This window comes from Pontixanthobacter sp., assembly GCF_049682855.1.
Taxonomy (GTDB): Bacteria; Pseudomonadota; Alphaproteobacteria; order Sphingomonadales; family Sphingomonadaceae; genus Pontixanthobacter.
This window is the reverse complement of the sequence record NZ_JBAUIK010000010.1, coordinates 140,648-162,813: the sequence shown is the minus strand read 5'-3', so window position 1 is coordinate 162,813 and position 22,166 is coordinate 140,648. Positions and strand designations below refer to the sequence as shown.

The 22,166-nt window shown below is 58.6% G+C and carries 20 protein-coding genes; 9 read left to right on the top strand and 11 right to left on the bottom strand.

Annotated elements, in window-relative coordinates:
* Positions 1 to 69: 69 nt before the first annotated feature.
* The 8 genes from WA922_RS07940 to WA922_RS07905 all read right to left on the bottom strand — a co-directional run bounded on the left by WA922_RS07940 (position 70) and on the right by WA922_RS07905 (position 7,458).
* Positions 70 to 1,008, bottom strand: coding sequence for a D-2-hydroxyacid dehydrogenase (locus tag WA922_RS07940; RefSeq protein WP_424771161.1), 939 nt, complete (start codon positions 1,006 to 1,008; stop codon positions 70 to 72).
* Positions 1,005 to 1,463, bottom strand: a complete 459-nt coding sequence (locus WA922_RS07935; protein ID WP_424771160.1) for an RES family NAD+ phosphorylase — start codon at positions 1,461 to 1,463, stop codon at positions 1,005 to 1,007. Before WA922_RS07935 ends, WA922_RS07940 begins: the two co-directional genes overlap by 4 nt.
* Positions 1,460 to 2,929 carry a cysteine--tRNA ligase gene (gene cysS, locus WA922_RS07930; protein ID WP_424771159.1) on the bottom strand — a complete coding sequence of 490 codons (1,470 nt, stop codon included), beginning with the start codon at positions 2,927 to 2,929 and terminating at the stop codon, positions 1,460 to 1,462. Before cysS ends, WA922_RS07935 begins: the two co-directional genes overlap by 4 nt.
* Positions 2,930 to 2,955: 26 nt before the next feature.
* The gene (locus tag WA922_RS07925) at positions 2,956 to 3,630 is read right to left on the bottom strand and encodes a nitroreductase (RefSeq protein WP_424771158.1); all 675 of its coding nucleotides are present in this window, start codon (positions 3,628 to 3,630) and stop codon (positions 2,956 to 2,958) included.
* A 4-nt stretch (positions 3,631 to 3,634) separates the two neighbouring features.
* The gene (locus WA922_RS07920; RefSeq protein WP_424771157.1) at positions 3,635 to 4,186 is read right to left on the bottom strand and encodes a hypothetical protein; all 552 of its coding nucleotides are present in this window, start codon (positions 4,184 to 4,186) and stop codon (positions 3,635 to 3,637) included.
* Positions 4,187 to 6,010 carry a cobaltochelatase subunit CobT gene (gene cobT, locus WA922_RS07915; RefSeq protein ID WP_424771156.1) on the bottom strand — a complete coding sequence of 608 codons (1,824 nt, stop codon included), beginning with the start codon at positions 6,008 to 6,010 and terminating at the stop codon, positions 4,187 to 4,189. It abuts the gene before it with no gap.
* 9 nt (positions 6,011 to 6,019) lie between these two features.
* Entirely contained in the window at positions 6,020 to 6,673 is a 654-nt protein-coding gene (gene fsa / locus WA922_RS07910) for a fructose-6-phosphate aldolase (RefSeq protein ID WP_424771155.1), read from the bottom strand.
* Positions 6,674 to 6,768: 95 nt separating this feature from the next.
* A complete protein-coding gene (locus WA922_RS07905; RefSeq protein ID WP_424771154.1) occupies positions 6,769 to 7,458 on the bottom strand; it encodes a DUF4197 domain-containing protein in 690 nt (229 codons plus the stop codon).
* Positions 7,459 to 7,515: 57 nt separating this feature from the next.
* Between WA922_RS07905 and WA922_RS07900 the strand changes: the two genes are divergently transcribed.
* From WA922_RS07900 to WA922_RS07890, 3 genes are read left to right on the top strand one after another with little or no spacing between them, the layout of a single operon-like run.
* Positions 7,516 to 9,681 (top strand): primosomal protein N', encoded by a 2,166-nt coding sequence (locus WA922_RS07900; RefSeq protein ID WP_424771153.1) that lies wholly within the window; start codon positions 7,516 to 7,518, stop codon positions 9,679 to 9,681.
* Between the two features lie 12 nt (positions 9,682 to 9,693).
* Positions 9,694 to 10,332 (top strand): glutathione S-transferase family protein, encoded by a 639-nt coding sequence (locus WA922_RS07895; RefSeq protein ID WP_424771152.1) that lies wholly within the window; start codon positions 9,694 to 9,696, stop codon positions 10,330 to 10,332.
* A gap of 35 nt (positions 10,333 to 10,367) precedes the next feature.
* Positions 10,368 to 11,933: a cryptochrome/photolyase family protein gene (locus WA922_RS07890; protein ID WP_424771151.1), complete on the top strand. Its 1,566-nt coding sequence runs from the start codon at positions 10,368 to 10,370 to the stop codon at positions 11,931 to 11,933.
* A 19-nt stretch (positions 11,934 to 11,952) separates the two neighbouring features.
* Here WA922_RS07890 and WA922_RS07885 read toward each other — a convergent pair whose 3' ends face one another.
* Together WA922_RS07885 and WA922_RS07880 are read right to left on the bottom strand one after the other, a co-directional pair.
* Positions 11,953 to 12,849 carry a CPBP family intramembrane glutamic endopeptidase gene (locus tag WA922_RS07885; protein ID WP_424771150.1) on the bottom strand — a complete coding sequence of 299 codons (897 nt, stop codon included), beginning with the start codon at positions 12,847 to 12,849 and terminating at the stop codon, positions 11,953 to 11,955.
* Between the two features lie 122 nt (positions 12,850 to 12,971).
* Positions 12,972 to 14,039, bottom strand: a complete 1,068-nt coding sequence (locus WA922_RS07880) for a bifunctional transcriptional activator/DNA repair enzyme AdaA (RefSeq protein WP_424771149.1) — start codon at positions 14,037 to 14,039, stop codon at positions 12,972 to 12,974.
* Positions 14,040 to 14,155: 116 nt separating this feature from the next.
* Here WA922_RS07880 and WA922_RS07875 point away from each other — a divergent pair, with 116 nt between their 5' ends.
* Positions 14,156 to 15,727 carry a trypsin-like peptidase domain-containing protein gene (locus tag WA922_RS07875; RefSeq protein WP_424771148.1) on the top strand — a complete coding sequence of 524 codons (1,572 nt, stop codon included), beginning with the start codon at positions 14,156 to 14,158 and terminating at the stop codon, positions 15,725 to 15,727.
* Positions 15,728 to 16,152: 425 nt separating this feature from the next.
* Here WA922_RS07875 and WA922_RS07870 read toward each other — a convergent pair whose 3' ends face one another.
* Complete coding sequence (locus WA922_RS07870; RefSeq protein WP_424771147.1) at positions 16,153 to 16,983, bottom strand: TauD/TfdA dioxygenase family protein; 831 nt, start codon at positions 16,981 to 16,983, stop codon at positions 16,153 to 16,155.
* 295 nt (positions 16,984 to 17,278) lie between these two features.
* On the opposite strand from WA922_RS07870, the gene WA922_RS07865 reads away from it, so the two are divergent.
* The 5 genes from WA922_RS07865 (at position 17,279) to WA922_RS07845 (ending at position 22,150) form a co-directional block, all read left to right on the top strand.
* Positions 17,279 to 17,848: a F0F1 ATP synthase subunit delta gene (locus WA922_RS07865; RefSeq protein WP_424771146.1), complete on the top strand. Its 570-nt coding sequence runs from the start codon at positions 17,279 to 17,281 to the stop codon at positions 17,846 to 17,848.
* Between the two features lie 30 nt (positions 17,849 to 17,878).
* Positions 17,879 to 19,405 (top strand): F0F1 ATP synthase subunit alpha, encoded by a 1,527-nt coding sequence (gene atpA, locus WA922_RS07860; RefSeq protein ID WP_424771145.1) that lies wholly within the window; start codon positions 17,879 to 17,881, stop codon positions 19,403 to 19,405.
* A 26-nt stretch (positions 19,406 to 19,431) separates the two neighbouring features.
* Positions 19,432 to 20,301, top strand: coding sequence for a F0F1 ATP synthase subunit gamma (locus WA922_RS07855; protein ID WP_424771144.1), 870 nt, complete (start codon positions 19,432 to 19,434; stop codon positions 20,299 to 20,301).
* Positions 20,302 to 20,429: 128 nt separating this feature from the next.
* On the top strand, positions 20,430 to 21,887 hold the full coding sequence (atpD, locus tag WA922_RS07850) for a F0F1 ATP synthase subunit beta (RefSeq protein WP_424771143.1): 1,458 nt from the start codon (positions 20,430 to 20,432) through the stop codon (positions 21,885 to 21,887).
* A gap of 5 nt (positions 21,888 to 21,892) precedes the next feature.
* Positions 21,893 to 22,150: an ATP synthase F1 subunit epsilon gene (locus tag WA922_RS07845; RefSeq protein ID WP_424771142.1), complete on the top strand. Its 258-nt coding sequence runs from the start codon at positions 21,893 to 21,895 to the stop codon at positions 22,148 to 22,150.
* Positions 22,151 to 22,166: the final 16 nt, after the last annotated feature.

Genomic DNA, 22,166 nt, shown 5'->3' with positions numbered 1-22,166 from the left:
CCTGATCGCTTCCGGCTGTTTTATGTGGCTTATCAGCCCCTTGCCGAAGAGTCACATCGTGAATGCAGGCTAATATCCGCGCACGGGATCAAATAAGGGGTGCAGCGGCTGGCCAGCGACATAGGCCTGCAGATTTTTTACAAACCGCTCCGCCGATCGGCGAAACATCGATGCCTGCGCGCGGCCCGAAAGATGCATTGTCACATGCGCATTATCGAGGCTCCACAGCGGATTATCGGCAGGCAGCGGTTCGGGTGTGGTCACATCGAGCCATGCCGATCCGATCGATCTGGCCTGCAGCGCCGCGATGAGCGCATCCTGATCGACCACAGTGCCGCGCGCAACATTGACCAGTACCGCGCTGTCTTTCATCGCGGCCAGCTCTTCTGCGCCAATCATCGCATCGGTTTCAGCGGTCGCGGGAACCGCCAGTATAACCCAGTCAAATTCGCCCAGACGGCTGCGCCATGCATCCGGCCCCAGCGCGCCATCGGCGGCAGAACGGCGTACCGGCACCACTTCCACCCCGAAGGCTTCCAGCCGCGGCTTCACCTGCTGTCCAATCGCGCCATAGCCGAGCAGCAAAGCGCGCGTGCCGACCAGCTCCAGCTTGCCCGGTGAATCGAGCAACCACTCATGCCGTTCCTGCGCGCGCACGACGCTGCGGTAATCCTTGGCAATATTGAGCATGCCCATCACCACATATTCGGCAATCGCGACCGCATTGATCCCCGCCCCATTGGTGATCATCGTGCCGCGCTGGTGCAGCAGATCAAGCGGCAGGAAATCGAGCCCGGCATAGATCGAATTGAACCATTTCATCTTGTCCGCACGCCGAACCGCTTCGATCATCGGCTCCTTGTCATCGAGATCAAACCAGCCAATCTCCGCCTCTGGCGCGAGCGCGTGCAATTCCTCTACCGAGGTAAAGAAACGCGCGTCGATGCCGTCGGGAATATGCGGCTCCACCATCGGGCGGATCAGAGAACTAAGAACGGCGATGGTCATCGTTTACTCCCGAAGGCATCGAACATGGGCGGGCGGTGAAGACAGTCTTCAAAGCGGAACGGGCGGGTCGTCAAGGGGCGTATGTGTGCAGCATCGGGGTGCAGCGGGTTCAGGTAGATCACGTCAGCCTCGGGCAGGACTTTGGACGTAACTGCGCATAAAAGCGAGCCGCGCATCGCAAGCCAGCCCGCTATCCATGCGCGGATGGCGGCGTCGTCACTGTCAGGCACGCGTTCTGGCGCGGCGAGAGCTTCTGTCCAACCGAGCACGAAATCCTGCGGGATTTCCGTCAACTCGTGCGGCAAATAACGAAGCGCCACCAACACCGCCAGGCCTGCCTCGCTGGCAAGGGACACGAGCGGTATCCCCGGATCGGTATAACGCGTCCCATGCAATTGGGCGCCCATCCCGTCCAGCGCCACAAAGGGCGCGCGGGTGAGGCGCCAGAATTTCAAGCGAGCTTCCAGTCCCAGCCGAGCGGGTCGCCGTCCATGATCTCGACGCCCTTTGCGGTGAGTTCATCGCGGATTGCATCGGAGGTAGCGAAATCTTTCTCGGCCCGCGCGGCTGTGCGGCGCGTGAGTGCCTGTTTGATCGCATCTTCGGTCACTGCTGCCGCTGCCGGGCGAATGCGCAAATCGGTGCGCGCCAGATCGAACAGCTTCAATCCCAGCACACCGTCCATACGTTCGATCACGGCGCGCTTGATGCCCGCATCCACTTTCTTCACTGCCAGCGCCTCTTCCAGCGCCGTTAGGGCGATAGCGGTGTTCAGGTCATCCGACATCGCGGCATCAAATTTCTCCAAAGCCGGGGCGAATTTCTGATGGGCAGGATTGCCCGCCGCTGCATCTGTCAAGCGTTCAACCTGCATCACCATCCGTTTCAGGCGGGTGAGCGCAGCGCCCAGCCCTTCCCAGCTGAACTCCAACTCGCTGCGATAATGCGCCTGAAGGCACATCAGCCGGTAAGCGAGCGGGTGATACCCCTTATCGAGCAGCAATTGCAGCCGCAGAAATTCGCCGCTGGACTTGCTCATTTTCCCTGATCGTTCGACGAGAAAATTGTTGTGCATCCACATCCGCGCGCCCGAATTTTCCGCGTCTGACAATCCGCCGCAGCCGCAAAAGGCCTGGTTCTGCGCAATTTCATTGGGGTGATGAATTTCGCGGTGGTCGATCCCGCCGGTGTGAATGTCGAACGGAAAGCCCAGCAGTTTCTCGCCCATGACCGAGCATTCGAGGTGCCAGCCCGGAGCGCCCCGCCCCCACGGGCTGTCCCACTCCATCTGGCGCGTCTCGCCCGCCGGTGTCTTGCGCCAGATTGCAAAATCAGCAGCGTTGCGTTTGCCCTCGACGCTTTCGATACGGCCTCTGATCTCTTCGGCCCCGTCCTCGGTCACCGCACGTGCCAGCCGCCCGTAATCCTGCACCGTCGACACATCGAAATAGAGCCCGCTCTCCAGCGCGTAGCAGTGCTTGTCCGCCATGCGCTTGCCCCAGTCGATCATTTCTTCGACAAACTCGGTCGCGCGCGGGTGCTGTTTGGGCTGTACATTCAGCCGCGCCAGATCGCGCAAGAAATCTTCCTGATAGAACCTTGCGATATCCCACGCGCTTTTGCCTTCGCGCGCGGCCATCCGCTCCATCTTGTCCTCGCCCTCATCGGCGTCAGACGTCAGATGGCCGACATCGGTGATGTTGATCACATGGGTGAGCGTGTAGCCCTTATATTGCAGCACCCGGCCCAGAGTATCGGCAAACACATAGGCGCGCATATTGCCGATATGCTGGTAATTATAGACCGTCGGCCCGCAGCTATAGACCCGCGCCTCATCGGCATGGACCGGAATGAAGGTTTCCAGCTGGCGGGTGAGCGAATTGAACAGGCGCAATCCGGTTTTGGGCAAGGCATCGGTCATGCCCGATGCATTAGTTTGCGCGCGGCCTACTGCCAACCCTCCCAGCGCACCGTTTCGTCGATCGGCGCACGGGCCACTTCAAACTGGTTTACCGGTGCATCAGGGTCGCGGTAACCAAGGGCCACGCCGCAAAAAAAGATATGATCATCGGGGATTGGTATCGCCGCACGCACCTCGCGCGAATACATCGCCCAGGCTTCCTGCGCGCAGCTATCCAGCCCTTCCTCGCGCAGCAGCAGCATGATGGTTTGCAGCCACATGCCAATATCGGACCATTGCGGCGGCCCCATATATTTGGGCGTGTGCACAAACATCATCACCGGCGCGCCAAAACCGCGAAAATTATTCGCGAACCACATCATCCGGCCCATCTTATCCTCGCGCGGGATGTTGAGCGCGCCGTACAAATCCTCCCCCACACCGCGGCGGCGCTGTTCATAGGCACCGTCCAGCCCCTTTGGGTAAATATCATATTCGGGCGACCAACCGTCCTTACCCTTGGGCAATTGCTCCGCCACATTGGCGAACAGATTGTGCAGGGGTTCGCCTGTGAGAACATGCGCGTGCCAAGGCTGGGTATTCCCACCAGAAGGACTACGCTGCGCAGTTTTCAGAACCCGCTCAAGGATCGCCCGATCCACCGGCGTGTCGAGGAATGCCCGGACAGAGCGGCGCGATTGGATGGCTTCGGTTGGGGTCATTGGCTCAGTCCTCAGAAGGAATATCCTCGGGATTCGTTACAATCTTCGCGAGTTCGTCAGCAGAGATCATCGCATTATCTCCATCAAGCATCACCAAAAGCACTTCGACAGATGCAGCCAACTCATCGACGGACAATTCTACGCTATCGACCCCTGCTATGGAGACCCCGACACCCGATTCCGGGATCGACTCGACCAGATGAAGCAGACTTTCTAGTCGGAGCCCTAAATCGATCAGTCCGACCATCAGGGTTTCACTCTCATGCGGAGATCTCTCGATCAATTTAGTCAAATAGGATTGAGCTACAACCAAACGAGACAACTGTGGAACATTCCGTTGCTCATCCCATTCGTTAATCGCTCGATTTAGAAAATTGCAAACAGCAAATGCCCCGTAGAGAACTGAGCGAACTCGCTCATCGAAGTTTTTTTGATCGTCAGATTTTTTCCGTCGATGCTCGAGAGATGAACCCATTTGGCTGAGAATCCACGCTATGACGACACCGCCGATGGCTGCACCGGCGGCTATCAGTGCACTGGAGGTCTCAGCTGCCATTCACCCCTTCGCCTCGAACAACCCGGCAAGCTGCTCGATAATCGTGCCGCCCAATTGCTCGACATCCATAATCGTGACCGACTTCTTGTAATACCGCGTCACATCATGGCCGATGCCGATGGCAGCCAATTGCACGGGGCTGCTTTTCTCGATCCATTCGATCACCCGGCGCAAATGCTGTTCGAGATAGCCCGCGCTATTCACACTGAGCGTCGAATCATCGACCGGCGCACCGTCGGAAATCACCATCAATATGCGGCGGTCTTCGGGCCGCGCCAGCAGGCGTTGATGCGCCCACATCAGCGCCTCTCCATCGATGTTTTCTTTGAGCAACCCCTCGCGCATCATCAGGCCCAGATTGCGGCGCGCGCGGCGCCACGGCTCGTCCGCCTTCTTGTAGATGATATGACGCAGATCGTTGAGGCGGCCGGGCGCGGTCGGTTTGCCATCGGCCAGCCACGCCTCTCGGCTTTGGCCGCCTTTCCAAGCGCGCGTAGTGAAGCCCAGAATTTCTACTTTCACGCCGCAGCGTTCCAGCGTGCGCGCCATGATATCCGCGCTGATCGCGGCGATGGAAATCGGCCGCCCGCGCATTGATCCCGAATTGTCGATCAACAGCGTAACGACTGTGTCCTTAAATTCCTGGTCGCGCTCCATCTTATAGCTCAGCGCATGGCCGGGCATGGTGACGACCCGGGCAAGCCGCGCGGCATCGAGCAATCCCTCCTCCTGGTCAAAATCCCACGCGCGGTTCTGCTGCGCCATCAGGCGGCGCTGCAAACGGTTGGCGAGTTTCGTGACAATGCTTTGCAGACCGGTCAGCTGGCTATCAAGATAGGCGCGTAGCCGGTCGAGCTCATCTGTGTCGCACAATTCGGGCGCTTCGATTTCCTCATCGAATGTGTTGGTGAAATATTTATAGTCGAAATCGCCTGGAATATCGGCCCATGACCGGTTCGGGCGGACCGGCATCATGCCTTCCTCACCCTCATCGCCCATCTCACCATCGCTCATTTCTTCGTCGGAAGACTGCTCGGTATCGCTTTCGCCAGTATCATCGCCTTCGGAGGCCTCGCCGGCCATCTCGGTCGTCTGCTGGTCAGAGCCTTCGGACTCGCCATCATCGTCCTCTTGCTCGTTTTCGTCCTGGCCCTCTTCATCCTCGCCATTCTCATCATCCGAACCGCTATCGTTTTCCTCGCGGATCAGGTCGAGATTGCGGAGCATGTCGAGCGTGAGCGATTGGAAACCTGTCTGGTCATCGAGCGATAGCGCCAGCGATTCAAAACCATCGCCGACGCGTTCCTCGATCCAGTCACGCACCATATCCACCGCAGGAACTGCCGCATCGGGTATGGCCTGTCCGGTCAGCTTCTCACGCAGCATCAGTGCCAGCGCGCCCTGCACCGGTACTTCATCCCTGTCCTGCGCACGGGTAATCGGGTCCGCGCCCATCCTGACCCCCAGTGCCGCATCGAGATTATCGCGCATACCGCTGAAATTGTTGGAGCCTAGCGCCTCGTACCGGACCAGCTCGGCGGCATCGTAACAGGCGCGCGCCAACGGTTCGGACGGGGCGTTGCGGCTGTGCAGCCCTTCATTGTGGTGGCGCAGTTTGAGCGAGAAACTGTCGGCAAAGCCGCGCGCTTCCTGCGCCTGTGTGGCTGGCAGATTGCGGCCTGGCAAGGGCACCCTGAAATTGCTGCCCGCGCTCGACGGCGCATCGGCGCTCCACGCGATCTCCACCTCTGCCTCACGCGAAAGAGCCCGGCTTGCGCCGGTCAGCGCCTGTTTGAACAGATCAAGAGGTGTGTCGCCCGCCATCGCCTGTAATCAAATGATGCTTTGCCCGGTTGTTTCCCAGTCTTTCAGAAACCCCTCAATCCCCTTGTCGGTCAGGATATGTTTGAACAGCCCCTTGATCACGGCGGGCGGCGCGGTCATCACATCCGCGCCGATCAATGCGCTTTCCAGCACATGCGTGGCGTGACGGACCGACGCGACCAGAATTTCGGTGTCATATTGGTAATTGTCATAGATCACACGAATGTCACGGATCAGATCCATGCCGTTTGACCCATTATCATCGTGGCGGCCCACAAATGGAGAGACAAATGTCGCACCAGCCTTGGCCGCAAGCAGAGCCTGATTGGCAGAGAAACACAGAGTGACATTGACCATTGTGCCATCTGCGGTGAGCGCGTTGCAGGTTTTAAGGCCATCAATCGTCAGCGGGACCTTGATGCAGACATTATCCGCGATTTTACGAAGCACCTCTGCCTCTTTCATCATGGTGGGATGATCGAGAGCGACCACTTCGGCGCTGACCGGCCCGCTGGTGATGCCGCAAATCTCGCGCGTTACTTCCATGAAATCACGGCCCGATTTGGCAATCAGGCTGGGATTGGTGGTGACACCGTCCAGCAAGCCGGTCGCCGCCAGTTCCTTGATGTCATCAATGTCAGCAGTGTCAGCGAAAAATTTCATGTGCAGCTCCGGTTAGCGATTCGGCGCAAGGTATATGCGGGGAGCCTATGTGACGCCAGCCCGCCAGCCGCGCAGATCGTGCGAATGCCCCGCAATCATCGCCCGCCCAGGGCGAACACGCCGATCAGCAATGGATCATTGGTGCTTTGCGGATCGCGGCGAATGGCGGCTTCTTCAATCCCGATCTCAGTCCAGATGGTATCATTGATCTGGCCCGAAAGGCGGTTGGATACACCTGCCACATCCACGCCCGATAGTCGCGATAGAGCCTCTCCGATAACGGGATCATTGGCGAGGCGGATGGCCGTGTTCAATTCGGGAACCATAGCCTCGACCAGGCTGCTGCCCATTGCGCCGCGCAAAAAGGCGGTTGCTGCGGTTGGCCCGCCGCGCACCAGTTGCTGTGCCGCCTGAAACCCGGCGATCCGCACCGCATCCGCCACCAATGGTGCAGCCCGCTCTGCGCCGCGCACCGCGACACCGGCAAAGGCGCTTTCCAGCTGGTTCTTGAACAGGGCCGAGGTGAGTATCCCTGCGAGCAGATTGCCCCGCACGCCCATAATATCGGCCAGACCGATCCGCGCGACCTGCTGATCCCAAAAACCGCCATCCGCCGTCATGCGCGCAAAAGCGCGTTCGCTCGACAGCATCAGCAATCGGCGAACCGCATCGGTCAGCCCCAATCCCGGCAAAGCGGCGCACCCGGTCAGTCCCATCAGACCGGCGGCGCTGGCCCCCGCGATGAACGCACGGCGGCCTGGGTGTTGAGTGAACAAATCGGTCATATTGGCATTCCTTACCTTGTCGGGGGGCGCCGACTGCCCCCATATTGCCGCTATATCATGAAACGTGTCCGCCTCATCATATTTAACGCAGCACTTGGCCCGCTTGATTATTCGGTGCCGGACGGCATGGCGGTGGAGTATGGATCGGTGGTGGCTGCACCCTTGGGCCCGCGCCAGATTGTCGGGATCGTGTGGGAGGAGGACCGGCTGCCCGGTGACCGTGTGGCTGCGTCAAAATTGCGGCCTTTGCTGGAAATCGTGCCGATCCCGCCCGTGCGCGCCGAACTGCGGCGTCTGATGGAATGGACGGCGGATTATTACTGCGCTCCGCTCGCATCGGTGGCACGGATGGTGCTGTCATCAGGCGGCGCAATGCGCGGGCCGAGCACGATGACAGAGTACCGCCTGTCGGGAGCGGAACCGGAGCGGATGACCCCGCAACGCGCAGCCGCAATGGACGCTCTGCAAGGCGAACAGGCGACCATCCGCGAATTGGCAGAGCGCGCCGGCGTAAGCGACGCCGTTTTGCGCGGATTGGCGAACCAGGGCGTGCTGGAGCCGGTGGAAGTGAATATTGACAGTCCCTATCCGCGTGCCGATGCCGGACACGTGACGATTGATTTGAGCCCCGAGCAGAAATCGGTGTCACACCGGCTGGTCGAGGCCGTGGACGCCCGTAAGTTTGCCCCCTTTCTGCTTGACGGTGTAACCGGATCGGGAAAAACTGAAACGTATTTTGAACCAATTGCGGCTGCCCTGCAGGGCGACCGCCAGGTTTTGGTTCTGCTGCCGGAAATTGCGCTGACCGAGGCGTTTCTCAAGCGGTTTGCGCAGCGTTTCGGCGCAGGCCCTATCGTGTGGCATTCCAGCCTGAAATCGACCGAACGGCGCCGCGCATGGCGTGCGATTGCCAGCGGAGAGGCGCAGGTCGTGGTCGGCGCGCGATCGGCATTGTTCCTTCCTTATGCCCGCCTCGGCCTGATCATCGTGGATGAAGCGCACGAGATCAGTTTCAAACAGGATGAAGGCGTGCGCTATAATGCACGCGACGTCGCAGTGATGCGCGCACAATTTGAAAAAATTCCAATCGTTCTGGCCAGTGCGACACCGGCATTGGAGAGCCTGCAAATGGCAGAGAGCGGGATTTATGAACGGCTTGAATTGCCGAGCCGGTTTGGCGGCGCGACGATGCCCCATATCACTGCGCTGGATCTTACCGAAAGCCCGCCAGAACGCGGACGCTGGCTCGCCCCAGAGCTGGTTGAAGCACTTAGGGATCGTTTAACCAAAAATGAACAATCCTTGTTATTTCTTAACCGCAGGGGTTACGCACCGCTTACCCTCTGCCGCAATTGCGGGTTCCGTTTTGAATGCCCCAACTGCACGGCATGGCTGGTTGAACACCGTTTCAGCCGCCGTCTCGCCTGCCATCATTGCGGCCATGAAACCGCGCCGCCTGACAGCTGCCCTGAATGCGGTGAGCCCGATTGCCTTGTCGCCTGCGGCCCGGGGGTGGAACGCATTGCCGATGAGGTGGCCGAAATCCTGCCCGAAGCGCGCATCGCCGTCGCTACCTCGGACACGCTCAACACGCCAGAGAAAGCCGCTGATTTCGTCGCCCAGGCCGAAGCCAAGGCGATCGATGTGATTGTCGGCACGCAGCTCGTGACCAAAGGTTTTCATTTCCCCGATCTGACATTGGTCGGCGTGGTTGATGCTGATCTGGGCCTGGAAGGCGGTGATTTGCGGGCCGCAGAACGTACTTACCAGCAAGTCGCCCAAGTTGCGGGCCGCGCGGGTCGCGGCAGCAAACCGGGCGAAGTCCTGATCCAGACCCGCCACCGTGAGGCTGCCGTGATTGCCGCATTGGAAGCGGGCGACCGCGATGCGTTCTATGCCGCCGAAACCGAGGCGCGGCGCAGCGCCGGTGCCCCGCCCTTTGGCCGCTGGGCCGCAATCATCATATCGAGCGAGGACGAGAATGAAGCGAAGGAATCCGCCCGTGCGATCGGCGGTACGCAGCCCAGGTTGAGCGACGTGATGGTTCTGGGCCCGGCACCCGCGCCAATGGCCTTGTTACGCGGGCGATACCGCTACCGCCTGCTGATCAATGCCCGGCGCAGCGTTCAGATACAAGATGTTATACGCGCATGGCTGGGAACGCTCGACTTCCCCCGCGGAGTGCGCGTAAGCGTCGATATCGATCCCTATAGTTTTGTCTAACGGAGTAAATGCATGCTGACGGTCCATCATTTGGGAATTTCACAATCGGAACGGATTGTCTGGCTGTGCGAGGAACTCCAGCTCGAATATGATTTCAAACGGTACAACCGCCGCGCCGACAATAATCTCGCGCCTGATGAATATAAGGCGCTCCACCCGATGGGTCTGGCACCGGTAATTCAGGATGGTAATTTGATTTTGGGGGAAAGCGGCGCAATTTGCGATTATATCGACCGCAAATATGGCGGCTCGATGCATTCGCCCGATCCGGGGCATGCAGATTTTGCGGATCATCTGTTCTGGTTCCACTTCGCCAATGGCACCGTGATGACCAACGGCATGATGCAATTGATGCTGTCGCGGGCCGATGCGAACAATCCCGGCCCGATGGCTTATGTGAGCGACCGGACGGCGAAAGCATGGATGATGATTGAACAGCGATTGGCCGAGGCGGAATTTTTCGGCGGCGGGCAGCTGACCACGGCGGATATCATGATGCTGTTCGGCCTGACGACGGCACGCCTGTCCGGCGGGGTGACGCTGGATGATAAACCCAACACTGCCGATTATCTGAAACGCATTGGTGAACGGCCTGCCTATCAGGCCGCCTGGGCCAAATGCGAACCGGGGATGCCGCCCAAACTGGATTGACAGGCACCGATTGCCGTCCCGCGCATTACACCGGCATGGCAGGTAAAAAACCCGTACTCGTTCCCGTGCTGGGCGATCAGCTGACGCGCACTTTGGCAAGCCTGCGCGGCCGCGCGAAAGACGACACCGTGATCCTGATGATGGAAGTCTGGGACGAGGCCACTTATGTCAAACATCACAAGCAGAAAATCGCACTGATTTTTTCTGCCATGCGGCATTTTGCGGATGATCTGCGCGATGCGGGGTGGAGCGTCGATTACATCACGCTGACCGATCCCGATAATGCGCATAGCTTTACCGGCGAAGTCGCCCGCGCGGCCGAGCGGCATGATCCGCGCGCGATCCATATAACCGAACCCGGCGAATGGCGCGTGAGGCAGGCGGTGGAAGAATGGCCCGACAAATTTGCCTGCGATGTCGAGATATTCGCCGATGACCGCTTCATCGCTTCCATCGCAGAATTCCGTGATTGGGCGGACGGGCGCAAAACGCTGCGGATGGAGAATTTCTATCAGGAAATGCGCAAGAAATCCGGCTTGCTGATGGTGGATGGCAAACCGGAGGGCGGCAAATGGAATTATGACGCCGAAAACCGCGAACCACCTAAGAAGGGGTTGAGCGCACCGGAGCGGTTCAAGCCGGAGCCCGACGCCATAACCCGCGAAGTGCTGGAACTGGTCGCCGAAAAATTTGCCGATCATTTTGGAGAACTGGAGCCGTTTCGCTGGCCCGTAACACGCGAAGAGGCAGAAGAGGCCGCCGACCGGTTTTTCGCCGAGAGGCTTGCGGATTTCGGTACCTATCAGGATGCAATGGTCCACGGTGAGGATGATCTGTTCCACTCGATGCTCAGCACATCGATCAATATCGGTCTGCTGGACCCGATGGAATTATGCCAGCGAGCACAGAAGGCCTATCACGATGGGGACGCGCCGCTGAATGCAGTCGAGGGTTTCATCCGCCAGATCATTGGCTGGCGCGAATATGTTCGCGGGTTTTACTGGTATCACATGCCCGGTCTGGCCCGCGATAATGCAATGGATGCACAGCGCAGCCTTCCCGAATTTTACTGGACCGGCGAAACCGATATGCGCTGTATCGCCGACAGTGTCCGCTCAACCCGGGAAAATGCGCATGCACACCATATCCAGCGGCTGATGGTGCTGGGCAATTTCGCGTTGATAGCGGGCATTCATCCGCGCGCTGTGGAGGACTGGTTCCTGGTCGTCTATGCGGATGCATTTGAGTGGGTGGAGCTGCCCAATGTGGCGGCGATGGCGCTATATGCCGATGGCGGCAAGCTGGCGTCCAAACCCTACGCCGCGAGCGGCAATTACATCAATAAAATGTCCGATTATTGCAAGAAGTGCCGCTATTCACCATCGGTCAAGACTGGCGAGGATGCGTGCCCGTTCGGGCCGCTATACTGGCATTTTATGGAACGGCACCGCGATAGATTGCAATCAAATCACCGGATCGGCCGGATTTACGCCAATTGGGACCGGATGGATGCAGATAAGCGGCGCGATTATCTGGATACGGCAGAGACGTTTCTGGAGGGCCTGACACCCGCCAGCGAAGGCTGGGCGCGGTCTGGATGAGCGGTATGGATGATGGGGCTCAGCGTGACCAGAATGGCGCGATTAACCGGTCTTCCCCACGCGTTTGCAGGATCATCCAGACACCCGCTGCACCGGCCACAATCAGCGCCAGAGCCGATGCTTGCAATCCCAGATAGCCGCCGGTTAGCCAAAGCGGGCCATTGACAGCCGCGTCAAGGAACCCTTGATACTGAACCCCCATGATTGGCATGCCCCACACCAGGCCAAGCGCCAAATTCCACCCGATATGCGCGCCGATGGCGAGCCACAGATTTTCTGTCAGCAGGTAACAGCCACCAAACAGCAGGCCGGTCGATACAGCCACCATGATGGCAACCGGCCAGTCCGCGCCGGTCGTGCCGGCGAAAAACGCTGCATAGGCGGCGCAGCTAAGCAACAGCGCAAGCAGGCTGCCGGTGATCGGTACCAGCAGGCGCAGGATTATGCCGCGGAACAGAACTTCCTGAAACACTGCGCTGACCAGCGCACCCTGCACGATAATCGCGGCGAAATCACCCGCTGCACCATAGGTCTGCGCGCGGTATAGCCCAAACGCCGCGGCCAAGCCGACAATCGCCGACAATACCGCCGAACCGACAAATATCCCCAGCATGCTATCGCCGACGGCGCTGTCACCGGGAAGATCATCATGCTTCACATATCCCAGCCGCGCGAAAACGAGTTTATTGACCGCCACAATGAGAGCGAGCGCGAGAATGCCGCCGATGACCACGGCACCATCGCCATCGATAATGCCGGGCAACAACCCGGCCAGTTTTGAGAAGGCAAATTCGGTAACCGCGAGCACGGCCAGCGCCGCAACCATCGCGATTACCGGAAATTCCCAAATCTGACGCCACAGGGGCGTTTCCGCAGACGTACGGGCGACAGAAACATGTGTGGTTGAATTCGGCATTGTTTTCCTCAAAACACCGCCTGCACACGCATCGTTTTCAGGCAGACTATCGGGTGCAAATCACTGGTCAGGCTCAGCTGTGACACACATCGCCTAATTTGCGGTAAAAATTTGCCCGCGCATTACGGAAAATTCAGTGTGCCCCCGTCGGCCTGCTCGCGCTCCAACAACGCCTGTTTGATTGCCGTTCCATAAGCATATCCCCCGAGCGAACCGTCCGAGCGGACGACGCGGTGGCACGGGATCAGCACGGCGACCGCGTTGGCCCCGTTGGCGCTGCCCGCAGCGCGCACCGCGCCGGGATGGCCAGCCGCGGCGGCAATCTGCGCATAAGTGCGCGTTTCCCCCGGCGGTATTGTGCGCAGCGCCTGCCAGACAGCCTCCTGAAATGCGGTGCCTTTCACATCAAGCGGGATATTGGGCGCAGTTGCGGGACGCTCGGCCGCCGCCACGACTTGCGCCAGCAGGACCGAAAAGCGGGCTCCGCCCTCAACCAGTCTGGCATTGGGGAACCGCCGTTCCAACGCGCTGCGGTCTTCCATGAATGACACCCGGCACACCCCTTTTGATGTGGCGGCAACCAGCATCGGGCCCAGACCTGTTTCGGTGACGGCATAATGGATCACCGTGCCGCGTCCGCCATCACTCCATGCTGATGGGGCCATCCCCAACCTCCCCTTAATGTCTGCATAAAAACGGGACGGGCCCGAATAACCGGCATCATAGAGCGCATCAGTCACGCGCCCGCCGCGTGACAAGGCGTCACCAGCCCGTTCGCGGCGCAAGGCACGGCTATAGGCCGCCGGTGACAAACCGGCAGCGCGCTTGAAGATGCGCTGTAGATGGCTCGGCGAGTAACCGGTGGTGACGCTCAATTCTTCAAGCGGGACCGGGGCCGTGCTGCCGTGCAAAATATCCAGGCACGCCTGCACGGCCTGCTCATCCGGCGCGGCGGTTTGGGGTGTGCAGCGTTTGCACGCCCGCAGGCCAGCCGCCTCCGCATCCCGGCATGTCGCATAGAATGTCACGTTTTTGCGATGCGGTGCCCGCGCGGGGCAGGAGGGGCGGCAGTAAATGCCGGTCGAATGGACGCCGGTGACGAACGCACCATCATAATTACGGTCTTTCGCCAGCGCGATGCGCCAGCGATCATCATCGGTCAGTGTCTGCGCGTCCATGATTTCGGCCATATTCTTTACCTGTGTACGCTGACGCGCGGCGCCCGTCACCGGTGAATTATGGGCAAACGCATAAGGCCGCATCCCGAAACTTGCGGTCAATGCAACATCACGTCAAAAAGCCATCCATGAACCGCATCGCCCCCGCCATAGCCGCTCTTATCGCCATCCTGCCAATAATATTCACGTCTGCCCCTGCGCGCGCGGACCCCGCCGATATCGATGCGTCAGCCCGCAGCGTGGTGCGCGTGGTGATTATCGACACCGACGGTACGGCGGATATCCTGCTCAGTCATGGCAGCGGTTTTGCCGTTTCGCCCACGCGGATAGTGACCAATGCCCATGTCGTGCGCGATGTTTTGCGCGACAGCACGCTGAAGATCGGCGTGGTGCCGTCCGAAGGGGATAATGGCTCTTTCGCGACCTTGATTGACTACAGCCCGAAAAACGATCTGGCCTTAATCGAAATCACCGAAGATTTGCGATTGCCTGCATTGGTCATCGCAGGCCGGATCGAAGATGAGAACAGCGCGGTGGTTGCGCTCGGTTATCCCGGAAATGTCGATATGGCGCAAGGGCTGCAGATGCGCGATTATTTCAATTCGCAGCCGCCGGTTAAAAGTCGCGGCTTTCTGTCCGGCGTCCGGCCATCGCGGCAGTTCGACACCGTGCTGCATACCGCGCCGATAGCGGGCGGCAATTCGGGCGGGCCGCTGCTGGATGCGTGCGGCAAAGTCATTGGGGTCAATTCCTTTGGGGCGATCGGGGGCGCATCCGATGCCGAATTTTTCTTTGCCATTTCAACCAGGGAATTGCTGCCTTTTCTGCGCCGGAATAACGTTTCCCCGCGCGTCAATTCCTTGCCGTGCCGCTCGCTCGCCGATATTGAGGAGGCCGAACAACGCCGGGCCGAGACGGAGCAAAATGAGGCTCGCAGCCTGCTCGCCGCCAAGGCGGAGGCCGACCGGGAACAACGTGCGCGGATCCGGCAGGAAGCCGGGCTGGCGGTTCAGACAGAGCGTGAAAACGCGATGGCCATCGCCGCAATATTGTTGCTGATCGGGGCCGCCGCAGCCTTCACCGCTTATCATGCCAAACAGGCGGAAAATGGCGAGAAGACAATGATGATCTCAGGTACGATCGCAGCCACCGCGCTTGTTGCTGCGCTGGCATTATGGTTCACGCGCCCCGGCCTTGATGCGATTGACCGGCGCGTGAACGCGGCCATTTCGGGCGGTAATGACGATGCTGACGATGATCCTGACGCGGTTGGTGGCGGAACCGCGAATGTCGGCTCTGGCGCGCTGATATGCACGCTCGAAACAGGTCGCAGCCGGATCACCGGCACGCCCGAAAACAAAATTGCATTTGGCTGGACGGACGCTGGCTGCGTCAATGGCCGGACGCAATATGGTTTTGCCAGCGGCACATGGTCGCGGGCCTTTGTTCCCAATCAGGAAGACGCGGTTTCGGTAAACCGGTTTGATCCGGCGAGCCGCACATACACAGTCGACCGCTATCTGCTGCGCCGCAGCGCGATGGATAATGCCCGCGCGCAGCGCGGCACATATTCCCCGCCAGGCTGCAGTGTTGACAATGCAGCGGCAAAGCTTGGTGACATGCAAGGCGCCGTGCTGCAATTGCTGCCCGATCGCCCGAATGAACGGCTGGTCTATAGCTGCGCCGAGAAAGCGGAGTAAAAGAACATTATGGTCGTGGAAAACTGGACCAGAGCCTTGAAAACATAACAAGAACAATCTAACTATGGAAAATCTCAACGGATGGAAGTCGAAAGGAATTTTTCTTGAAAAAGTTTTTGTATTTCCTGACCTTTTCACAAGTCATGCCCGACTTGGTAGTATAGCCAGCACGGAGAGATATTGAGCAAACAATGAAATTGGTGAAGCTGAGGATCTAAATAGATAACCTTCGCCCATCACCACCGGAGATTGCGGGCATGCAAGCACCGGCAAAAAACGACGGCGATGCCCTCGTTGAGTAGATAAATTGGGGAGTCGTGGCTGTGCGATTCTGAAAGCGGCCCTGCCTGTGGCAGCCTAACTGCTGGAAGAGTTTGATAAAGGCGACTCCTTGCTCACCTACCCATCCAGTTAAGTTGTGCGGGTTACGCCGCCAACGGTTCCCCGCTCAACGTGATGCGGTGCATTTCGCGCGTATGGCCGTGATAATCATTCAGCGCATTGTGCCATGATGTCCGGTTATCCCAGATTGCCACTGTGCCCGGTTTCCACTGTAGACGGCATTGATTGTCCGGGGTCAGTGCGGCGTCGCACAGTTCGGTCAATAGCGGCAGGCTTTCCTCACGCGTTTGACCAACAAAGTGGATCGTGAACGCGGTGTTTACATAGAGCAGTTTACGGCCCGTATGCGGATGGCGGATCACCATGGGATGGACCGCGCCCGTCTTCAAATTCTGGCCGCGCAATTTTTCGCCCATATCGGTCTGTGCATACAGGCCGCCTTCCTCATAGACATGGTCTGCGGTGTGATAGGCTTCCATACCGTCAATCCGCTGTTTCAGTTCGTCCGACAGCGCATCATAGGCTGCCCCCATATGCGCCCACATGGTATCGCCGCCAGAGGGCGGCAATTGGCGCGCAACCAGCACGGACCCCATCGCGGGAATCTGGTCATATGAATGGTCCGTATGCCACGCACCGCCAATGTTGGTTTGCTGATCGGGTTCTTTCTTGACCACCGCAATTTCATTGAAATCTTCCTGCAGCGGAAAATAATTGTTCACATCAATTCCGCCCCAGCGTTTACCGAATTTGATGTGATCTTCAGGCGAAAATTGCTGATCGCGAAATACAGCGACACCGTGCTCGTAAATGGTGCTGCGAATGTCATCCATCACGGCATCGCCGGCCTCGGCAAGCTGAACGCCGGACACTTCTACGCCGCATTTCGGGGCCATTGGGGTTGTCAGCATCATTCTCTCCTTGATGCGGATCATGTTGCGTCCGCTTGCCGGGCAGTATGCCGGTATTTGTGATCAGGCTCAAGCCGCAGTGTTCACGCGGTCCGGAACATGGGCCCGGAACATGGGCCCGGAACATGGGCCCGGCGCATCCATGCACCGCCGCCGGCAAAGATTCCGCAATCCTCATCTTGCATAGCGGCATTACGGGTGATAGGGGCGCGCCATCCTTGCAGGAGGCATATTTTTGCTGCGCCGTAAGACGGGGGTAATGCATCGTAATTTTTCGAACCCAAGAGGACGAAAGCGCGTGGAGAATTCCGCCGGTATACAGGCTAGCCTAGCAGGCCGTTATGCGTCTGCCCTGTTTGATCTCGCTGCGGAAGCGGGCGCGAAAAAAGACGGTGTGAGCGCGGTCGAAGCCGATCTGGACAAGCTGCATGCAGCGTTGAACGAATCAGACGCGCTGACCAATCTGATTTCCAATCCGCAAGTCAGCCGCGATCAGGCCGCAGCGGCGATTGCGGCGGTTGGCAAGAAACTGAAACTGTCCAGCCTCACGCATAATTTTTTGGGCGTGCTCGCCGGTAATCGCCGCCTTGGTGATTTGCCCGGTATGATCCGCGCCTTTAACGCCATCGCAGCGGCACAGCGCGGCGAAGTGACCGCCAACGTCACCAGCGCGCACCCATTATCGGACAGTCAGCTGTCCACTTTGAAAGACAAGCTGACCGCCAGCGAAGGCCGCACGGTAAAATTATCAGCCGATGTCGACCCGGAACTTCTGGGCGGCCTCGTCGTAACCATTGGATCGAAGCGCATAGATGGTTCGATCCGCACCCGATTAAATTCCCTCGCGCACGCTATGAAACAGGGTTGACGGCTCCGCCGTTTAGGAAAGGCTAATTTGATGGAAATCCGCGCCGCAGAAATCTCCAAGGTCATTAAGGACCAGATCGCCAATTTCGGCACCGAAGCTGAAGTCAGCGAAGTCGGTTCAGTGTTGTCGGTTGGTGATGGTATCGCCCGCATTCACGGGCTTGATAATGTTCAGGCCGGCGAGATGGTCGAATTCACAGGCGGTGTTCAGGGCATGGCCCTGAACCTGGAAGCTGACAATGTCGGTGTCGTGATCTTTGGATCAGATGCAGAGATTAAAGAGGGCGATGTGGTCAAGCGGACCGGCACGATTGTCGATGTTCCGGTTGGCAAGGGTCTGCTGGGCCGCGTGGTTGACGCCCTGGGTAACCCGATCGACGGCAAAGGTCCGATCAAGGCTGACAAGCGCAGCCGGGTTGAGGTGAAAGCCCCCGGGATTATCCCGCGCAAGTCGGTTGACGAGCCAGTGCAATCCGGCCTCAAGGCGATTGACGCCCTGGTTCCGGTTGGCCGCGGCCAGCGCGAACTGATCATCGGTGACCGTCAGACCGGCAAATCAGCGGTCGCGATCGATACGTTTATCAATCAGAAACACGGTCACGCGGGTGACGATGAAAGCAAGAAGCTTTACTGCATCTATGTTGCCGTGGGTCAGAAACGCTCGACCGTTGCCCAGATCGTGAAGAGCCTTGAGGAAAACGGCGCGATGGAATATTCCATCGTTGTCGCCGCAACCGCTTCCGAGCCCGCACCGCTGCAATTCCTCGCCCCTTATACCGGCTGCGCGATGGGTGAGTTCTTCCGCGACAACGGCATGCATGCGGTTATCGTGTATGATGATCTTTCCAAGCAGGCTGTGGCTTACCGTCAAATGTCGCTGCTGCTGCGCCGCCCGCCGGGCCGTGAAGCCTATCCAGGTGACGTATTCTATCTCCACTCCCGTTTGCTGGAGCGTGCGGCGAAGATGAATGACGATAATGGCGGCGGTTCGCTAACCGCTTTGCCGATTATTGAAACACAGGCCGGTGACGTATCTGCCTATATCCCGACCAACGTGATTTCGATTACTGACGGCCAGATCTTCCTTGAAACCGATCTGTTCTATCAGGGTATCCGCCCGGCGATCAATGTGGGCCTTTCGGTCAGCCGGGTTGGCGGCGCGGCGCAGACCAAAGCGATGAAGAAGGTTTCAGGCTCGATCAAACTCGAACTTGCTCAATACCGTGAAATGGCGGCCTTTGCGCAGTTCGGTTCAGACCTTGATGCCTCGACGCAGAAATTGCTCAACCGCGGTGCGCGGCTGACGGAATTGCTCAAGCAAGCCCAGTTTTCACCCATGCCGTTTGAAGAGCAGACCGTATCGATCTTCGCCGGTACCAATGGCTATCTCGATGCTATCGCGGTGGACCGGGTAAATGAATATGAAGCCGCAATGCTCAGCTTCATGCGCAGTGAACACGCCGATATTCTGGAAAATATTCGGACCAGCGGCAAATTCGATGACGCCAAGGACGGGGTGGTGAAAGCCCTCGACACATTCGCCAAGCAATTCGCTTAAGCCTGAGAGAGAAATAGGGAGCCAGCATGGCAAGCCTAAAAGAACTCAAGGATCGGATCGGGTCGGTTAAATCGACCCAGAAGATCACCAAGGCCAAGCAAATGGTCGCCGCTGCCAAGCTCCGCAAGGCGCAGGCCGCAGCCGAACAAGCGCGCCCATATGCCGAACGTCTCGCATCGGTGATGGCCGCCCTCGCCGCCAAGGTTTCCGGCGATGATGCGCCCAAATTGCTGGCCGGTACCGGGTCGGACAAGCGCCATCTGCTGGTCGTTGTCAATACGGACAAGGGCCTGTGCGGCGGTTTGAACTCAAACCTCGTGCGTACGGCGGCTGCAAAAGCACGCGAATTGACCGCGGCGGGCAAGGATGTTGAATTCTACCTCGTGGGTAGGAAAGGCCGCGCACCATTGAAGCGTGCCTTCCCCAGTCAAATCGGCCATCATTTCGATACCAGCGATGTGCGCACGCCGGGCTTTGAAGAAGCCGCCGGCATCGCTGAGGAACTGGTTGAACTGTACGAAGCGGGCAAGTTTGATATTGCCCATCTGGTCTATCCGACTTTCAAATCGGCGCTGGCGCAGGAACCGACGATCGACCAGATCATCCCCGTTCCCTCGCCAGCAACCACCGCCGAAACCGACGCTGTGGTGGAATATGAGCCGGGCGAAGAAGAAATTCTTGAAGAGCTGCTGCCGCGCTATGTGAAGACGCAGATCTTTGGTGCGCTGCTGGAAATCATGGCCTCCGAACAGGGCGCCTCGATGACGGCGATGGACAACGCGACGCGCAATGCGGGCGATCTGATCAACAAGCTCACCGTACAATATAACCGCAGCCGTCAGGCCGCGATTACTACCGAATTGATTGAAATTATTGCTGGCGCGGAGGCGCTGTAACCCATCGTCGTCAACCCGGCGATAGCCAGGGTGGCTTTGCGCCAAAGACGACCCGAAATTAACGATCCCGGCCCCTATTGTGATGGGCGCTGGGAAAACGAGATACAGTAGAAGGCAAGGATACAAAAATGGCTACCGCCCCAGTCCTAAACCAATCAACTAACGGCAGCATTGCCCAGATCATCGGCGCTGTTGTCGATGTGGCGTTCCCAGGTGAATTGCCCGCAATTCTCTCGGCTCTGGAAACCAAGAACGGCGATAACACGCTGGTTCTCGAAGTTGCCCAGCACCTGGGTGAGAACACTGTTCGCACCATTGCGATGGACGCGACCGAAGGCCTCACACGCGGGCAGGAAGTGATCAGCACAGGCCGTCAGATTTCTGTGCCTGTTGGCCCGAAAACACTTGGCCGCATTATGAACGTGGTTGGCGAAGCGATTGACGAGCTTGGCCCGATCGGCGCCGATCAGGTCATGCCGATTCACGCAGAAGCGCCGCCATTTGTGGACCAGTCCACCGAAAGCGCCATTCTGGTCACCGGGATTAAAGTGATCGACCTTCTCGCCCCTTATGCAAAGGGCGGCAAGATTGGTCTGTTCGGCGGTGCCGGTGTTGGTAAGACCGTTCTCATTCAGGAACTGATCAACAACATCGCGAAGGGTCACGGCGGGGTTTCGGTGTTTGCCGGTGTGGGGGAACGGACCCGCGAAGGTAACGATCTGTATCACGAATTCCTCGACGCAGGCGTTATCGCCAAGGATGCCAACGGTGTTGCGACATCGGAAGGTTCCAAGGTTGCGCTCGTCTTCGGTCAGATGAACGAGCCGCCAGGTGCGCGCGCCCGTGTTGCTCTGTCCGGTCTGACAATGGCGGAATATTTCCGCGATCAGGAGGGTCAGGACGTTCTGTTCTTCGTCGATAACATTTTCCGCTTCACACAGGCCGGTTCGGAAGTGTCCGCGCTGCTGGGCCGGATCCCTTCAGCGGTGGGGTATCAGCCTACTCTGTCGACCGACATGGGTAACTTGCAAGAACGCATCACCTCGACCACCAAGGGCTCGATCACTTCGGTTCAGGCGATTTACGTTCCTGCCGATGACCTTACCGACCCGGCCCCGGCAACGTCATTCGCTCACCTCGATGCGACGACCACACTGAACCGCGCAATTTCGGAGCTGGGTATCTACCCGGCGGTCGACCCGCTCGATTCCACATCACGCGTCCTTGAACCGCGCGTTGTCGGTAACGAGCACTATGAAACTGCGCGTAAAGTCCAGGAAACCTTGCAGAAATACAAGTCGCTGCAGGACATCATCGCCATTCTGGGTATGGACGAGCTGTCCGAAGAAGATAAGCTGACCGTGGCCCGTGCGCGGAAAATCCAGAAGTTCCTCTCTCAACCCTTCCACGTTGCCGAAGTCTTCACCGGTATCAGCGGTGTCTTTGTCCAGCTGGAAGATACGGTCGCATCGTTCAAGGCGGTTGTGGACGGCGAATATGATCACCTGCCGGAGCAAGCCTTCTATATGGTTGGCGGTATCGAGCAGGTCGTGGAAAAAGCGCAGAAAATGGCTGAGGACGCTTAAGCACGATGGCTCTTCACTTTGAACTTGTAACACCGGCCAGGCTGGTCCGTTCTGAAGACGTGCATATGGTTGTCGTCCCCGGCGCGGAAGGCGAATTTGGTGTGCTGGAAGGCCATGCGCCGTTCATGTCCACCATTCGCGACGGCGCAGTGCAAGTCTTCAAAACCGAAGGCGGCACTCCTGAAACAATCGAAGTGCGCGGCGGCTTTGCCGAGGTTGGCGATAACGGCCTGACAGTTCTGGCGGAACACGTCGAAGCGTAAACTCTCAAACAGAAAC

What these genes read in the sequence shown, in the direction of transcription:
- WA922_RS07940 (WP_424771161.1), bottom strand. Translation starts at nt 1,008, where the DNA reads ATGACCATCGCCGTTCTTAGTTCTCTGATCCGCCCGATGGTGGAGCCG.
- cysS (WP_424771159.1), bottom strand. Translation starts at nt 2,929, where the DNA reads ATGACCGATGCCTTGCCCAAAACCGGATTGCGCCTGTTCAATTCGCTC.
- WA922_RS07925 (WP_424771158.1), bottom strand. Translation starts at nt 3,630, where the DNA reads ATGACCCCAACCGAAGCCATCCAATCGCGCCGCTCTGTCCGGGCATTC.
- WA922_RS07920 (WP_424771157.1), bottom strand. Translation starts at nt 4,186, where the DNA reads ATGGCAGCTGAGACCTCCAGTGCACTGATAGCCGCCGGTGCAGCCATC.
- cobT (WP_424771156.1), bottom strand. Translation starts at nt 6,010, where the DNA reads ATGGCGGGCGACACACCTCTTGATCTGTTCAAACAGGCGCTGACCGGC.
- fsa (WP_424771155.1), bottom strand. Translation starts at nt 6,673, where the DNA reads ATGAAATTTTTCGCTGACACTGCTGACATTGATGACATCAAGGAACTG.
- WA922_RS07905 (WP_424771154.1), bottom strand. Translation starts at nt 7,458, where the DNA reads ATGACCGATTTGTTCACTCAACACCCAGGCCGCCGTGCGTTCATCGCG.
- WA922_RS07900 (WP_424771153.1), top strand. Translation starts at nt 7,516, where the DNA reads ATGAAACGTGTCCGCCTCATCATATTTAACGCAGCACTTGGCCCGCTT.
- WA922_RS07895 (WP_424771152.1), top strand. Translation starts at nt 9,694, where the DNA reads ATGCTGACGGTCCATCATTTGGGAATTTCACAATCGGAACGGATTGTC.
- WA922_RS07890 (WP_424771151.1), top strand. Translation starts at nt 10,368, where the DNA reads ATGGCAGGTAAAAAACCCGTACTCGTTCCCGTGCTGGGCGATCAGCTG.
- WA922_RS07885 (WP_424771150.1), bottom strand. Translation starts at nt 12,849, where the DNA reads ATGCCGAATTCAACCACACATGTTTCTGTCGCCCGTACGTCTGCGGAA.
- WA922_RS07880 (WP_424771149.1), bottom strand. Translation starts at nt 14,039, where the DNA reads ATGGCCGAAATCATGGACGCGCAGACACTGACCGATGATGATCGCTGG.
- WA922_RS07875 (WP_424771148.1), top strand. Translation starts at nt 14,156, where the DNA reads ATGAACCGCATCGCCCCCGCCATAGCCGCTCTTATCGCCATCCTGCCA.
- WA922_RS07870 (WP_424771147.1), bottom strand. Translation starts at nt 16,983, where the DNA reads ATGATGCTGACAACCCCAATGGCCCCGAAATGCGGCGTAGAAGTGTCC.
- atpA (WP_424771145.1), top strand. Translation starts at nt 17,879, where the DNA reads ATGGAAATCCGCGCCGCAGAAATCTCCAAGGTCATTAAGGACCAGATC.
- WA922_RS07855 (WP_424771144.1), top strand. Translation starts at nt 19,432, where the DNA reads ATGGCAAGCCTAAAAGAACTCAAGGATCGGATCGGGTCGGTTAAATCG.
- atpD (WP_424771143.1), top strand. Translation starts at nt 20,430, where the DNA reads ATGGCTACCGCCCCAGTCCTAAACCAATCAACTAACGGCAGCATTGCC.
- WA922_RS07845 (WP_424771142.1), top strand. Translation starts at nt 21,893, where the DNA reads ATGGCTCTTCACTTTGAACTTGTAACACCGGCCAGGCTGGTCCGTTCT.